Annotated in this window: 9 protein-coding genes; 2 read left to right on the top strand and 7 right to left on the bottom strand. The window is 68.0% G+C overall.

Annotation, left to right across the window (positions count from 1 at the left end):
* The 4 genes from ASD65_RS15285 to ASD65_RS15270 form a co-directional block, all read right to left on the bottom strand.
* A complete protein-coding gene (locus ASD65_RS15285; protein ID WP_056223929.1) occupies positions 1-1137 on the bottom strand; it encodes a serine/threonine-protein kinase in 1137 nt (378 codons plus the stop codon).
* Positions 1138-1264: 127 nt separating this feature from the next.
* Complete coding sequence (locus tag ASD65_RS15280) at positions 1265-1933, bottom strand: hypothetical protein (protein ID WP_056223928.1); 669 nt, start codon at positions 1931-1933, stop codon at positions 1265-1267.
* Between the two features lie 80 nt (positions 1934-2013).
* Entirely contained in the window at positions 2014-2496 is a 483-nt protein-coding gene (locus tag ASD65_RS15275; protein ID WP_056223926.1) for a hypothetical protein, read from the bottom strand.
* A gap of 1 nt (position 2497) precedes the next feature.
* Positions 2498-3436 carry a hypothetical protein gene (locus ASD65_RS15270; RefSeq protein ID WP_056223924.1) on the bottom strand — a complete coding sequence of 313 codons (939 nt, stop codon included), beginning with the start codon at positions 3434-3436 and terminating at the stop codon, positions 2498-2500.
* A gap of 117 nt (positions 3437-3553) precedes the next feature.
* Here ASD65_RS15270 and ASD65_RS15265 point away from each other — a divergent pair, with 117 nt between their 5' ends.
* Positions 3554-4156 carry a hypothetical protein gene (locus ASD65_RS15265; RefSeq protein ID WP_056223922.1) on the top strand — a complete coding sequence of 201 codons (603 nt, stop codon included), beginning with the start codon at positions 3554-3556 and terminating at the stop codon, positions 4154-4156.
* 15 nt (positions 4157-4171) lie between these two features.
* On the opposite strand, the gene ASD65_RS15260 is transcribed toward ASD65_RS15265, so the two are convergent.
* From ASD65_RS15260 to rpoB, 3 genes are all read right to left on the bottom strand, one after another.
* The gene (locus ASD65_RS15260; protein WP_235566734.1) at positions 4172-4915 is read right to left on the bottom strand and encodes a hypothetical protein; all 744 of its coding nucleotides are present in this window, start codon (positions 4913-4915) and stop codon (positions 4172-4174) included.
* Positions 4916-5012: 97 nt separating this feature from the next.
* Positions 5013-8903, bottom strand: a complete 3891-nt coding sequence (locus ASD65_RS15255) for a DNA-directed RNA polymerase subunit beta' (RefSeq protein ID WP_056223918.1) — start codon at positions 8901-8903, stop codon at positions 5013-5015.
* A 47-nt stretch (positions 8904-8950) separates the two neighbouring features.
* A complete protein-coding gene (gene rpoB / locus ASD65_RS15250; protein ID WP_056225059.1) occupies positions 8951-12445 on the bottom strand; it encodes a DNA-directed RNA polymerase subunit beta in 3495 nt (1164 codons plus the stop codon).
* A 298-nt stretch (positions 12446-12743) separates the two neighbouring features.
* Here rpoB and ASD65_RS15245 point away from each other — a divergent pair, with 298 nt between their 5' ends.
* Positions 12744-15368: a DUF4062 domain-containing protein gene (locus tag ASD65_RS15245; protein WP_056223916.1), complete on the top strand. Its 2625-nt coding sequence runs from the start codon at positions 12744-12746 to the stop codon at positions 15366-15368.
* The last annotated feature ends 14 nt before the right edge of the window (positions 15369-15382 follow it).

Genomic DNA, 15382 nt, shown 5'->3' with positions numbered 1-15382 from the left:
TCAGACGGCTCCCCCGGACAGGATCGCCCAGACGACCGCACCGCCGGCGACGACCAGCGCCGACGCGGTCACCGCCCAGGGCCACACCCGTCGCGTGCGACGACGCGCGACCGTCGAAGTCACCTCGTCCTCGTCCCGCGCCAGGGTCGTCAGCGACTGCGGAATGTCGGTCCGCCGCGAGCTGGGCTGATCCACGCGGGTGCGCGTCACACCGCGCGCCGCGACATCCGTGAAGTCCACGCCTGCCGGAGCGGGCGCCCATTCGGCGACCGCGACTTCTATCGACGTGGGGGCGAACCCGAGCCGCGACTGCGTCTCGCGCAGCGCGGTGGCGAAGGCCAGCGCCGAGGGGAACCGCGCATCGGGGTCGCGCGACATCGCCCGCGCCAGCACCGCCTGCACCTCGTCGGGCACGTCGGGGCGCGTCATGCGCGGATAGCTCGCATGCAGGATGCGGCGCCGCAGCTGATCGCGGGAGTTCTGGCCCTTCTCCATCCGCTCGAACGGACTGTGCCCGGCCAGCAGCGAGTAGACGGTGGCGCCGAGCGCCCACACCTCGCTGGCCACCGTGCCGGCCGTCGCCTCGGCGATCACCTCGGGCGCGCTCCACGGCACGCTCATCGCGAGGACCTCGTCGCCGGAGTGGTGGGTGAGGGAGGAGGAGATGCCGAAGTCGGCGAGCACCGGGACGCCGAAGGACGTGATCAGGATGTTGCTCGGTTTGACGTCGCGATGGATGAGACCGGCGCGGTGCGCGGACTCCAGGGCGCTCGCCATCCGGATGCCGATGCCGAGCACCTCGTCCAACGGAAGTCGCTCCAGCCGGTACCGCTGGGCGAGCGAGCCCGGGCAGTACTCCATCACGATGTAGGGCCGGCCGTCGGCGGAGATGCCCGCCTGGTAGACGGTGACGATCGACGGATGCGCCGACAGATGCGCGAGCACATCGGCCTCGGCATTGAACATGCGCCGCAGTTCGGGATCGCTCACATCGCTCGGCAGCACCTTCACCGCGACGCTGCGTCGGGGCATGTCCTGCTGGTACAGGAACACGTCGGCGAAGCCCCCCGAGCCCAGCGGGTGCACGTAGGCGAGGCCGGGAAGGATCGGCGGCGCGGAGGGCAGACGCTTGGTCACACGCCCCCCTGTCCTGGATCCGATGGGCGCCCGCGACGAAGGCGGCGAACGAGCGCGGGCGCAGAAGCCCCGATCATGCTAACCCGGAGGTGGATCCGAGAAGGATGGACGTCCTCGGTTGTGGACGCTACGGGCGCGGATCAGCGCCGCCGGGGTCGCCCGGATCGAACGGAGCGTCCAGCGATCGGGTCAGCTCCTCGAGCATCGCCTCGATCTGCGGCTCGACGTATTCGGTGACGGCCGCCTGGATCCGCAGCCGGTGGTGCAGCAGCACGGCGCACACCTCGCGCCCGATCATGTTGGCGTAGTCGTCGGCGAGGCCGACCTCCTGGCGCAGGGCCGCCTTCGCATCGGCGCTGAGCGGCGGGAGGTCGGGCACGGCGGCGTCGGACTGCGCCGCCAGCCCCGAGATCGTGAAGAGGAAGGGCGCACCCGGTACAGGATCGGGATCCAGCGGCAGCCCCTCGAACTCGGGCTCGAGCCCCTCGGTCGGCCGGTAGCTGCGGGCCCGGTTGCGCGCGGCCTGCTGGTCGAGCTCGGCCTGCAGCATCGGGAGGTTCAGCGCGGTGTACTCGGCCACGGCGTGGTCGACGATCGTCTTGATCCGGGTGGACAGACCGTGCTGCACGCCGTGCGGCACGTCGGCGCCGAGCCCCGCCGCCGACAGGATCGGCGAGCCGAAGCAGCGGCGGCACGGAGCGACACGGCCGCGGTGGGTGGCAGGTTCCCAGCGCGGCAACCATCGCAGCCACGCATCCACTGCCTGGCTGACCTGGGTCTCTAGCGACCGCTCCACGAGAGCCAGGCTATCCCGCGCATCCGCTTCGACGCGGGAACGCCGTCATCGAACACGCAGAGCGGATGCCGCGACATCCGTCACTCGTCGTCGCGCTCCCACGGCCAGCGCGGTCGCCCGGCGCGGGTGCGCACGAGCGCGATGCCGCTCCACGCGCAGACCAAGGCGGCGGCGAGGACGACCAGACCGAACCAGGAGGTGGCGAGCATGCCCATGGCCGCCGTGGCGGCGGCGAGGTCGGTGCCGCCGATCACCGCGGCGCCCCAGATCCCGACGAGGTACCCCAGGAACGCGCCGAGCATCGCGCCGGGTACGCCCCAGAACGACGGATGCGGGCGTCGCACGGCCGCCCACAAGCCGCCGGCGAACGCGGCCGTCGACAGCGTCATGCCGACGATGCCGGGCAGCTGCCCCAGGCCGGGCACGGAGATGACTTCCTGGTTCGTCACCAGGCTCGTCATCCCGAGACCGAAGATCGCGAGGGCGACGTAGCCGACCACCGCGAAGGCCAGCGCCACTTCGGGGCGGACGGATCCGCCGCCGGGTGACGCGGGCGCGGTCATGTCACTGACGGACCAGCTGCGGCCCGGCCTCGAGAGTGCGCTCGTACTCGCGCTGTGCTTCGATGTTCAGCTCGGTGACGCGCTTGCCGCGTGCCGCGACCCATGCACCGAACCAGATGGTCAGCTCGCGGCCGAACACGAACGCGGCGATGGCGAGCGGCGCGAGAAGCTGCCCCTCGACGAGCGTCACGCCCTGGCTCGCGGTGAGCATCCAGAACGGCGCCTCGAACAGCGCACCGAGGATGTGGCCGCCGTAGGCCGCGACGCCCACGAGGAGTCCGGTGATGACCCAGATTCCCCAGCGACCACGGTTGATGATCGCGCCGAGCAGCCAGAAGGCGAGGAAGAAGACGACGACCGGCACCCACAGCGACCAGGTGCTCAAGGCGGTCAGGGCGACCGTGCCGACGTTCTCGGCGGTCACTTCGCCGCTGATCGCGCCGAAGCCGAGGGCGGCACCGAGGTACAGGATGGCGAACGCCACGGCGGCCAGCAGGCCGATCGCGCCGGCGGCAGCACGGTTGCCGCGCGGGCGGGGCGCCTCCGGAGCCTGGACGAAGATGGGCTGAGCCGCGGCGATGACGGCCGGGGCGGCGTACACGACCTCGTCGTAGACGGGCTCGCTCGGCGTGACCACCGGCTCGGCGACGACGACGGTCGGGGTCTCGTCGACCGGCGTGAGGGCGGCGGCGGTCTCGTAGATCGACGGGTCGTAGTCATCCGACGCGGTGGTAGCGGGCGCAGCGTCGGGCGCGGGGGCGTCGGCGACCGGCTCTGCGGCGTCGGTGGCGGCATCCTGAGCGGCAGCGGCATCGGCCACAACGGCTTCGCGACCGGCGGCCTCGGCGTCGGCGAGGCCCTCGTGGGCGCGCCCGACGACGTCGTCGACGTCAGTGGGCTCTTCGACCGGCTCGCCGTAAGACGATTTCGGGTCACTCATCGGATGCACTCCTCACGCGAGGAACGTCCCCGCACAGTGAGATTATCCTGCCGCGCCCGCACGGCACCGGAGGCGTGCCGCTGTGTGTCGTGCTCGGGGCGACACTATCGTGAGGCCATGACACACCGATGGGGTTCATTCGGGGCCGCCGCGGCATCCGTTCTGGTGGCGATGGTGATGCTCTCGGGGTGCGTCGCCGAGCCCGATGCCGGTCCGACTGCGCGGTCCAGCGGCACGCCGCGCCCCGTCGCCACCGAGTCTGCACGCACCGCGAGCCCGACGCCGACCCCCACGGCTAGGCCGATCGCACTGCCGACGGATTGCCGCGCGATCCTGTCCGAAGCGGTGCTCGCCGAGCTGGGCGAGACGCCGTTGAACGATCCGGCGATGGGAATCGCGACGGGCTCCCAACCCGACGGGAGCCTCGTGTGTCTGTGGCGGGATCCCCGCGCCGACATCAGCGGACTGCAGACCACGATCTCGAAGATGTCCCGTGGCCCCGCGCTGGACATGCTCAACCAGCTCGCCGACGAGGACGGCTTCACCTGCTACACGCCGGAAGGCGGCACCCGGTGCGAGAAGACATGGGAGAACGAGCAGTACCCCGTCACGCAGGGGCGCACCCTGTTCTGGCGCGAAGGCGTGCTGATCGATACGAACTACGCGAACCTGGCGCCGGCCGGCTACACCGACAGCATCATCGCGAGCGTCTTCGGCTGAGCGCGTCGGGGTGGGTCAGCCCCACAGATGCGTCGCGATGCGGGCGTCGTAGTCCTCGGGATGCCACGCCGTCTCGACGCTCGAGATCCACAGGCCGTCCCGCAGGATGTGCTCTTCGAGCACGCTGCCCTCCGTGCGCGTGCACTGGAGTCCGGCCGCGCTGTCGCACGTGAAGCCTGCACCGATGAAGGCGGCCTCGGCGATGGGCGCGGCCTCAGCCGAGACGGCCGCCACGGTCGTGGAGATCGACATCCCGCCGTCCGCCGTCCAGGTGCAGGAGACCCGCACCTCGGGCGTGAGCGCCTCGACGATCGCCTGTGCAGAGGTCGCGGGCGCCGCGGTGGTCTGCGACAGGAGCACGCCGCGCGTCCAGGTCAGCTCGGACCAGAGATCATCGGGATACAGCGCGCGGCAATCCGATGTCACGGCCGAGACGAACCCGGGGGTCCGGCTCGCCTCCGGGGTCGGCGCGGTGTGTGTGGTCGCGTTGCGCAGCGCATCGCCCATCCACGCCGCTGTCGCCGGGAGGATCGGCTGAGACAGCCACGCGAGCGCGCCGACGACCCCGACGCACAGCAATCCCGCCGGCACCGCGATCCAGATGTTGCGTCCACCGACCTTCGCCACAAGCCCCACCTCCCCGCCCTCCTCCACGGTAGGCGGCACCTGCCCCGCGCGCCCCCTCGGCGCGCCCGCATACGCCGAACGGCCCCGGTCGAAACCGGGGCCGTTCGAGTGGATGGGGGGATGCCTCGTCATGAGGCATCCCCCACCGATCAGTTGTATTCGCGACTTCGTCGCTCGACAACTTTCAATCGGCTCGTGCGAGCGAGCAAGCTCGCTCTCCTCGCCTCAATCAGTTGTACGTGCCGGGCGTGAAGTCGTCCGTCGAGAAGCTGTCGAAATCGACGTAGCTCAGGTCGGCGTCGCTGTACGCACCATCGGACGCGAAGATGCGGTTGGGGTACCGCTCGCTCTTCGCCTCGTCGGTGGCCTCGACGATGACGTCGCGGTACTTCGCCAGGCCCGTCCCCGCGGGGATGAGCTTTCCGATGATGACGTTCTCCTTGAGGCCGACGAGCGGGTCGCTCTTGCCCTCCATCGCAGCCTGCGTGAGCACGCGGGTCGTCTCCTGGAAGGAGGCGGCCGACAGCCACGACTCGGTCGCGAGCGACGCCTTCGTGATACCCATCAGCTCCGGGCGACCGGACGCGGGGCGCTTGCCCTCGGCGACCGCCTGGCGGTTGAGCGCCTGGTACTTCTTGAAGTCCACGAGCTCACCCGGGAGCAGGGTCGTGTCGGCGTGATCGACGACGGTGACCTTGCGGAGCATCTGACGAACGATGACCTCGATGTGCTTGTCGTGGATCGGCACGCCCTGCGAGCGGTACACGCCCTGAACGCCGTTCACGAGGTAACGCTGCACCTCGCGGGCACCCATGACACGCATGACCTCCTTGGGGTCCAGCGTGCCCACCAGGATCGGCTGACCGACCGTGACGTGCTGGCCGTCCTCGACCAGCAGCGTCGCGCGCTTGAGCACCGGGTAGACGTGCGGCTCGTCGCCGTTGTCGGGCGTCAGGATGACCTTCTTGGCCCGGTCGGTCTCATCGATCGTGATGCGACCGTCCGACTCCGCGATCGGGGACGCGCCCTTGGGGGTACGCGCCTCGAACAGCTCCTGGACACGCGGCAGACCCTGCGTGATGTCATCGGCCGATGCCGAACCACCCGTGTGGAAGGTACGCATCGTGAGCTGGGTTCCCGGCTCACCGATCGACTGGGCCGCGATGATGCCGACGGCCTCACCGATGTCCACGATCTTGCCGGTGGCCAGCGAACGGCCGTAGCACTGCGCGCAGACGCCGACCGCGGAGTCACAGGTCAGCACGGAGCGGACCTTGATGTTCTCCACGCCCGCCTCGACGAGGCGGTTGATCAGCACGTCTCCGACGTCGTCACCGGCAGCGGCGAGAACCTCACCGTTTGCACCGACGACCTCGGATGCGAGCGTACGGGCGAACACCGAGTTCTCGACGTTCGCGTCGCGGACGAGCTCGCCGTTCGCGCCGAATGCCGCGATCGGGAGTTCGAGGCCCTTGGCCGTGCCGCAGTCCTCTTCACGGATGATGACATCCTGCGAGACGTCTACGAGACGACGCGTGAGGTAACCCGAGTCGGCGGTACGGAGGGCCGTGTCGGCCAGACCCTTACGGGCACCGTGCGTCGCGATGAAGTACTCCGCGACCGACAGCCCCTCGCGGTACGAGGAGATGATCGGGCGAGGGATGATCTCACCCTTCGGGTTGTTCACCAGGCCACGCATACCGGCGATGTTCCGGATCTGGAGCCAGTTACCACGAGCGCCCGAGGACACCATGCGGTTGATGGTGTTGTCCTCCGGGAAGTTGTCGCGCATGGCCTTCTGGACCTCGTCGGTCGCCTCGGTCCAGATCTTGATGAGCTCCTGACGACGCTCGGCGTCGGTGGTGAGACCCTTCTCGAACTGGTCCTGCGCCTTGGCGGCCTTCTTCTCGTAGCCCGCGACGATCTCGCCCTTGTTCGGGGGCGTGAGGATGTCGCTCAGCGCCACCGTGACACCCGAACGGGTGGCCCAGTAGAAGCCGGCGTCCTTGATGCGGTCGAGCGATGCAGCGACCTCCACCTTCGGGTACTCCTCGGCGAGCTTGTTGACGATCTGCGACAGCTTGCCCTTGTCTGCCTGCTCGCGAACGAACGGGTAGCCCTTGGGGAGCGTGTCGTTGAAGATCGCCTGTCCGAGCGAGGTGACCACGAGGCCGTTGCGCTCGTACGCCGCGATGCTCTCCGGGGTCTCGCCCTCCGACTCGAGGAACGTGAGTCCCGGGATGCGGATGCGCACGGATGCCTGCAGATCGAGGGTGCCCTCGTCCTTGGCCAGGATCGCCTCGCCGACGGAGCCGAATGCACGGCCCTCGCCCTTGGCGCCCACCTTGACCGTGGTCAGGTGGTGCAGGCCGATGATCATGTCCTGCGAAGGCAGGGTGACCGGACGGCCGTCGGACGGCTTCAGGATGTTGTTCGAGGCGAGCATCAGGATGCGGGCCTCGGCCTGGGCCTCGACCGACAGCGGCAGGTGGACAGCCATCTGGTCGCCGTCGAAGTCTGCGTTGAACGCAGCACACACGAGCGGGTGCAGCTGGATGGCCTTGCCCTCGACGAGCTGGGGCTCGAACGCCTGGATGCCGAGACGGTGCAGCGTGGGCGCACGGTTCAGCAGCACGGGGCGCTCGCGGATGATCTCCTCGAGCACGTCCCACACCTCGGGGCGCGTACGCTCCACGGCGCGCTTGGCGGCCTTGATGTTCTGCGAGTGACCGAGGTCGATCAGGCGCTTGATCACGAACGGCTTGAACAGCTCGAGCGCCATCTGCTTGGGCAGACCGCACTGGTGCAGCTTCAGCTGGGGTCCGACGATGATGACCGAACGGCCCGAGTAGTCCACGCGCTTGCCGAGCAGGTTCTGACGGAACCGGCCCTGCTTGCCCTTGAGCATGTCGGAGAGCGACTTGAGCGCACGGTTGCCGGTACCGGTGACGGGACGACCACGGCGACCGTTGTCGAACAGCGCGTCGACGGCCTCCTGCAGCATCCGCTTCTCGTTGTTGACGATGATCTCGGGAGCACCGAGGTCGATCAGACGACGAAGACGGTTGTTGCGGTTGATCACGCGACGGTAGAGGTCGTTCAGGTCGGAGGTCGCGAAGCGGCCACCGTCCAGCTGCACCATCGGGCGCAGCTCCGGCGGGATCACCGGGACGACATCCAGCACCATCGAGGCCGGGCTCATGCCGGTCTGCAGGAACGAGTTGACGACCTTCAGACGCTTGATCGCGCGGATCTTGCGCTGACCCTTGCCCTCGGAGATCTGCAGGTGCAGGTCGATCGACTCCTGTGCGAGGTCGAACGCCAGCAGGCGACGCTTGATCGACTCGGCGCCCATGTAGGCCTCGAAGTACTGACCGAAGCGGTCCTGCAGCTCGTGGAAGATCTCGTCTTCGCCCTTGAGGTCACCGACGGACAGGGTGCGGAAGTCTTCCCACACCTTCTCCAGACGGATGATCTGGTCATCGAACGACTTGCGGATCGACGCCATCTCCTTCTCGGCGGCGTCCTTGACCTTCTTCTTCTGGTCGGCCTTGGCGCCTTCCTCCTCGAGCGCTGCGAGCTCCTCCTCCAGCTTGAGGAGGCGGGCTGCGATGCGCGAGTCGCGACGGTCGCCGAGCGTCTTCAGTTCGAGCCGGATGTTGTTCTCCTGCGTGGGGAGGTCGCGGTGACGCGCCTCCTCATCGACGGAGATCACCATGTAGGCGGCGAAGTAGATGACCTTCTCGAGGTCCTTCGGCGCCATGTCCAGCAGGTAGCCGAGGCGCGAGGGCACGCCCTTGAAGTACCAGATGTGGGTCACGGGAGCGGCGAGCTCGATGTGGCCCATGCGCTCACGACGCACGGAGGACTTGGTGACCTCCACGCCGCAGCGCTCGCAGACGATTCCCTTGAAGCGGACCCGCTTGTACTTTCCGCAGGCGCACTCCCAGTCACGGCTCGGTCCGAAGATCTGCTCTCCGAAGAGGCCGTCCTTCTCGGGCTTGAGCGTGCGGTAGTTGATGGTTTCCGGCTTCTTGACCTCACCGTAGGACCAACGACGGATGTCGTCAGCGGTGGCCAGGCCAATACGAAGCTGGTCGAAAGTTGTTGATTCGAGCACTAGTTCTCAGTTCTCCTGTGTCGGAATTCTGTCGTTGCCTGGCCGGATCAGATCTCGTCGATCGACGAGGACTCGAAACGGCTGGAGATGTTGATGCCGAGCTCTTCCGCTGCACGGAAGGCGTCATCGTCGGTGTCACGCAGGTTGACAGGCGTGCCGTCGGCCGAGAGGACCTCGACGTTCAGGCAGAGCGACTGCATCTCCTTCATGAGCACCTTGAAGGACTCGGGGATGCCGGGCTCCTGGATGTTCTCGCCCTTGACGATCGCCTCGTAGACCTTGACGCGGCCGAGGATGTCGTCGGACTTGATCGTGAGGAGCTCCTGCAGTGCGTAGGCGGCACCGTAGGCCTCGAGGGCCCACACCTCCATCTCACCGAAGCGCTGTCCACCGAACTGCGCCTTACCACCCAGCGGCTGCTGCGTGATCATCGAGTACGGGCCCGTCGAACGCGCGTGGATCTTGTCGTCCACGAGGTGGTGCAGCTTCAGGATGTACATGTAGCCGACCGAGACGGGAGCGGGGAACGGCTCACCGGAGCGGCCGTCGAACAGCAACGCCTTACCGGTGGAGTCGATCAGACGCTCGCCGTCACGCGTGAGGATCGTGGAGTCCAGCAGACCCGCGATCTCCTGCTCGAAGGCGCCGTCGAACACCGGGGTCGCGACCTTGGTGCCTGCGGGAGCCGAGAAGGCTTCCTTCGGCAGGTTCGCAGCCCACTCGGGGATGCCCTCGACGTTCCAGCCCTGCTTGGCGATCCAGCCGAGGTGAAGCTCCAGCACCTGGCCGAAGTTCATTCGACCCGGGATACCGAGCGGGTTCAGGATCACGTCGACCGGGGTGCCGTCCGCCATGAAGGGCATGTCCTCGATCGGGAGGATCTTGGCGATGACACCCTTGTTGCCGTGACGACCGGCGAGCTTGTCGCCCTCGGTGATCTTGCGCTTCTGGGCGATGTAGACCACGACGCGGCGGTTGACGCCCGAGCCGAGCTCGTCGTCGCCGTCCTCGGCGTTGAACTCCTTGACCGCGATGATCGTGCCCTGCTCACCGTGGGGCACCTTCAGCGACGTGTCGCGGACTTCGCGGCTCTTCTCGTTGAAGATCGCGCGCAGCAGACGCTCTTCCGCCGACAGCTCGGTCTCGCCCTTGGGCGTGACCTTGCCGACGAGGATGTCGCCGGGGCGGACCTCGGCGCCGATGCGGATGATGCCGCGCTCGTCCAGGTCCTTCAGCAGGTCGGGGCTCACGTTCGGGAGATCACGGGTGATCTCCTCCTTGCCGAGCTTCGTGTCGCGGGCGTCGACCTCGTACTCCTCGATGTGGATCGAGGAGAGGGTGTCGTCCTTCACGAGGTTCTGGCTGAGGATGATCGCGTCCTCGAAGTTGTGACCCTCCCACGTCATGAACGCCACGAGGAGGTTCTTGCCGAGCGCGAGCTCGCCGTTCTCCGTCGCGGGTCCGTCGGCGATGACCTCGCCGACCTCGACGCGCTCGCCGGCCGAGACCACGACACGCTGGTTGTAGCTGGTGCCCTGGTTGGAACGGTCGAACTTGCGCAGGAAGTAGTCCTGGGTGCCACCCTCGTCGAGCTGGACGGTCACGACGTCAGCCGAGACCTCCATGACGACACCGGCACGCTCAGCGGTGACCACGTCACCGGCGTCGACGGCTGCGTAGCCCTCCATACCGGTACCGACGACGGGCGACTCCGAGCGCAGCAGCGGAACTGCCTGGCGCTGCATGTTCGCACCCATGAGGGCGCGGTTCGCGTCATCGTGCTCGAGGAACGGGATGAGCGAGGTCGCGACCGACACCATCTGGCGCGGCGAGACGTCCATGTAGCCGATCTCGTCCGTGTGGAAGAGGTCGACCTCACCGTCGCTACCCTTGCGGGCCAGCACGCGGTCCTGGACGAAGTGCCCATCGGCCTTCAGCTCGACACCGGCCTGAGCGACGATGTAGTCGTTCTCCTCGGACGCGGTCAGGTAGTCGATCTGCTCGGTGACCCGGCCGTCGACGACCTTGCGGTACGGCGTCTCGATGAAGCCGAACGCGTTGATGCGCGCGAACGATGCGAGCGAACCGATCAGGCCGATGTTCGGGCCTTCCGGGGTCTCGATCGGGCACATGCGGCCGTAGTGCGACGGGTGGACGTCACGGACCTCGACACCGGCACGCTCACGCGACAGACCACCGGGTCCGAGCGCGGAGAGGCGGCGCTTGTGGGTCAGACCCGCGAGCGGGTTGTTCTGGTCCATGAACTGCGACAGCTGGGACGTTCCGAAGAACTCCTTGATCGCGGCGACGACGGGGCGCACGTTGATCAGGGTCTGCGGCGTGATCGCCTCGATGTCCTGCGTGGTCATGCGCTCGCGGACGACACGCTCCATGCGCGACAGACCGGTGCGGACCTGGTTCTGGATGAGCTCGCCCACCGCGCGGATGCGACGGTTGCCGAAGTTGTCGATGTCGTCGATGTCCAGGCGGATCTCGGCGGGCTTGCCCGCGCGGAGACCGTTGAACGTCGTGTCACCGCGGTGCAGACGAACCATGTACTTGATCGTCGCGACGATGTCGGCGACGGTCAGGACCGACTCGGACAGCGGAGCGTCGAGGCCGAGCTTCTGGTTGATCTTGTAGCGACCGACCTTCGCCAGGTCGTAGCGCTTCGAGTTGAAGTAGAAGTTGTCCAGCAGTGCGCGGGCAGCCTCGGCGGCCACCTGCTCGCCCGGACGGAGCTTGCGGTAGATGTCGCGAAGCGCATCTTCCTTGGTGAGGATCGTGTCCTTGGACAGCGTCTCCTCGATCGACTCGTAGCCGGCGAACTCCGTCATGATGTCCTCGGTCGTCAGACCGAGGGCCTTCAGGAACACCGTGACGGACTGCTTGCGCTTGCGGTCGATGCGCACGCCGACCTGGTCGCGCTTGTCGATCTCGAACTCGAGCCATGCACCGCGGCTGGGGATGACGCGCGCCGAGACGATGTCCTTGTCGGAGGTCTTGTCCGGCGTCTTGTCGAAGTAGACACCCGGGGAGCGCACAAGCTGCGACACCACGACACGCTCGGTGCCGTTGATGATGAACGTGCCCTTGAGCGTCTGCAGCGGGAAGTCGCCCATGAAGACGGTCTGAGTCTTGATCTCACCGGTCTGGTGGTTCATGAACTCGGCCTCGACGTAGAGCGGGGCGGCGTAGGTCTTGCCGCGCTCCTTGCACTCCTCGATGGAGTACTTCTCGGGCTCGAGGTAGGGGTTGGTGAACGAGAGCTGCATCGTTTCGCTCAGGTCCTCGATGGGGGAGATCTCCTCGAAGATCTCCTCGAGGCCACTGATCTCGGGCACGTCGGTGCGACCGATCTTCTTGGCCTCGGCGACGCGTGTCTTCCACGCGTCATTGCCGACGAGCCAGTCGAAGGATTCGGTCTGCAACGCGAGGAGGTCAGGGACCTCCAACGTGTCGGAGATTTTGGCGAACGAGAGGCGGGAAGCTCCGCGGCCGTTCTTGAGGGTGGGGTTGGACGCATTGCGCGCAGCAGCCAAGGGGATAACCTCCATGGGCCCGGGGCGGGGCTCGTGATCCTTGTCGTCAGGTGGAGTGCTCGTTCAACCCCGTGACCTTCGCATCACACCCGTAGTTGGACGGGGACGCGGAGGCACAGCCAACCACCATATGAGGGCAGGGGAATGGGAGCGCAAAGAACAACTATACGGCGGATGACGCGCCGTGTCCAGTCGGGTTCTTGACGACTTTCCGATCCTGCGGTATAACCGCGCACAAGCCGCAGGAATTCGCGGAAAAACGTGGCACCGAGCGGTGTCTGAGGTCCATGATGTGCTCATGACTGGGGTCTCGCACCCCGCGATCCGCACTCCCGATCAGCGGATCCGGGTGTTCGTCAGTTCCACCTTGCGCGAACTCGCCGACGAGCGACGCGCCGTTCGTGCCGCCATCGAGCGGATGCGGCTGGCGCCGGTGATGTTCGAACTCGGGGCACGACCGCATCCGCCCCGCGAGCTGTATCGGTCCTATCTCGACCAGAGCGACGTGTTCATCGGCATCTACGCCGACAGCTACGGCTGGGTCGCGCCGGACGAGGAGGTCTCCGGGCTCGAGGACGAGTACAACCTGGCGCCGACGGAGATGCCGAAGCTGATCTATATCAAGGCGTCCACGAACCGCGAGAAGCGGCTCGTGGAGCTGATCGACCGCATCCGTTCCGACGACGGCGCCGCCTACCTCGCCTTCGACACGACGGCAGAGCTGGAGGAGCGCGTCGCCGACGATCTCGCCACGCTGCTGGCCGAGCGGTTCGACGAATCGCGGTCGGAGGCGGAGCAGGGCGGCATCCTGGACGCCGCGTCGCTCGCGGCGCGCGTGCCGGTGCCGTACACGACCACCATCGGACGGGAGCGCGAGCTCTCCGAGGTGCGGGAGCTGCTCGCCGGCAACGACCGTGTGATCAGCCTGATCGGCCCCGGCGGCATCGGCAAGAGCCGGCTCGCGATCGAGGCCGCCCGCCTCACCGAGGATCTGTTCCCGGACGGCACCTACTTCGTCGCGCTCGAGGGCGTGCTCGAATCCGGACTGCTGCTCCCCTCGATCGGGTACTCGCTCGGCATCCGGGACAACGGCGAGGCGGTGCTCGAGGAGCGCATCTCGCGAGCGCTCGCGGGTCGCCGCGTGCTGCTGGTCCTGGACAACTTCGAACAGATCGTGGATGCCGCTCCCGTGCTGGTGCGGCTCTACACGATCGCGCCGCAGGCGACCTTCCTGGTGAGCAGTCGCATCGTGCTGCGGATCCGCGGAGAGCGGGTCTACGAGGTCGGCGCGCTCCCCTACCCCGACGCCGAGGCGCCGACGACCCTGGGCCGGGCGCGCCGCTCGGCCGCCTGCACGCTGTTCGCCGATCGCGCGCGAGCGGTGAAACCGGCGTTCGAGCTGTCCGAGGACAACGCCGGGGCGGTCGCCGCCATCTGCCGGCGGCTGGAGGGGCTCCCCCTTGCGATCGAGCTCGCCGCGGCCAAGGTGCGCATCCTCACGCCGCAGGGCATCGCGGCTCGCCTCGAGCAGAGCCTGCCGCTGCTGACGGCCGCGGTGCGCGACCTGCCCGACCGGCACATGACCATGCGCGCCACCATCGACTGGGGCGTGAGCCTGCTCCCCGACCGGCAGCGCGACCTGCTCGACGACCTCGGCGTCTTCGCGACGCGGTTCACGCTCGAAGCCGTCGAGGCGTTGGGTATCGGGCGCTCCTGGGAGGGGCACGGCCTGGACGGTCTCATGGCGCTGGTCGATGCATCCCTCGTGAAGCAGACCGAGGTCGACGGGCGCTCGGTGTTCTCGCTCCTCGCGATCGTGCGCGAGTACTCGCTGGAGCGACTCAAGGAGCGCGGCGAGGCGAGGCGCGTCCGGGCGGCCCACGCCGACTACTACCGCGCGATGGTGGCCCGCCTGGCGCCCGGACTGCGCGGCGTCGGGCAGGCGGAGTCGGTGGCCGAGCTGGGACTCGAGCTGCCGAACCTGCGCGCCGCCATCCGACACCTCGTCTACACGGACCGGCTCGACGACGCCGGGGACTTCGCATGGAGCCTGCTGGTCTACTGGTGGATCGCGGGACTGTTCGGCGGAGTGCGGGTGTGGATGCTGGAGCTCTTGAGCAAGGAGCAGCCGATCACGCAGCACACCCGCGCGGTCGCCCGATTCCTGGCGCTGTGGGGTGAGATGTGGCAGCACCCCTCCGCCGACGTGGTCGACGGCCTCGCGGAATGTGTGCGACTTTTCGCCGACAGCGGCGACGAGGATGCCGCGGCGATGGCGCTCGCCGCGCGCGCGACCGCGCGCGTGCAGTTCTCCGGTCTGGACGACACGCAGGCCGAGGCGGAGCTGCGAGAGGCAGCGGTCACGCTGCAGGAGCTCGGCAACGGCTGGGCAGAGGCGCTGACCGAGGTCTCGCTGGGTCGTCTGGCGTGGGTGCGTGGACGCACCGACGACGCGTTCGCCCACTTCGACCGCGCGACCACGGTGGCCGTCGCCGGTCATGACCTGTTCACCACGACGATCGCAGGCAATCTTCGCGCGCGCCTGAACATCACGAACGGCGACGTCGACAGCGCCGAGCAGGAGTTCCTGCAGACCCTGATGCTGTCGCTCGGTCTTCACTTCGACGAAGGCGTCGCCTACGGACTCGAGGGAGTCTGCGCGGTGGCGGCCAGCCGCGGAGACGCGTGGCGCGCGGGGGCCCTGTCCGTCGCGGCCGAGAGGATCCGGCACCGCATCGGAGTCTTCGACGTGGAGGCCTTCACGGTGCACGTGCCGCACCTGGTCACGCTGCGCGCGCAGGACCCCGAGGGCGTCGCCGCGGGCGAGCGGGCCGGCGCCGAGCTGAACATCGCCGAGGCGGTCGCCGTCGCCGTGCCCGAGGCAGACCGCGAGCGCGCGGCGGCGATGCTCGCGCACTGGTGAAGGCACGGGCGGGG

It is taken from the genome of Microbacterium sp. Root61, from assembly GCF_001427525.1.
Taxonomy (GTDB): Bacteria; Actinomycetota; Actinomycetes; order Actinomycetales; family Microbacteriaceae; genus Microbacterium.
Note: the sequence above shows the minus strand (reverse complement) of the source record. Positions and strands in the feature narration are given on the sequence as shown.

Coding starts and splice junctions, on each gene's coding strand:
- ASD65_RS15275 (WP_056223926.1), bottom strand. CDS start 2,496: ATGACCGCGCCCGCGTCACCCGGCGGCGGATCCGTCCGCCCCGAAGTG.
- ASD65_RS15270 (WP_056223924.1), bottom strand. CDS start 3,436: ATGAGTGACCCGAAATCGTCTTACGGCGAGCCGGTCGAAGAGCCCACT.
- ASD65_RS15265 (WP_056223922.1), top strand. CDS start 3,554: ATGACACACCGATGGGGTTCATTCGGGGCCGCCGCGGCATCCGTTCTG.
- ASD65_RS15260 (WP_235566734.1), bottom strand. CDS start 4,915: ATGACGAGGCATCCCCCCATCCACTCGAACGGCCCCGGTTTCGACCGG.
- ASD65_RS15245 (WP_056223916.1), top strand. CDS start 12,744: ATGACTGGGGTCTCGCACCCCGCGATCCGCACTCCCGATCAGCGGATC.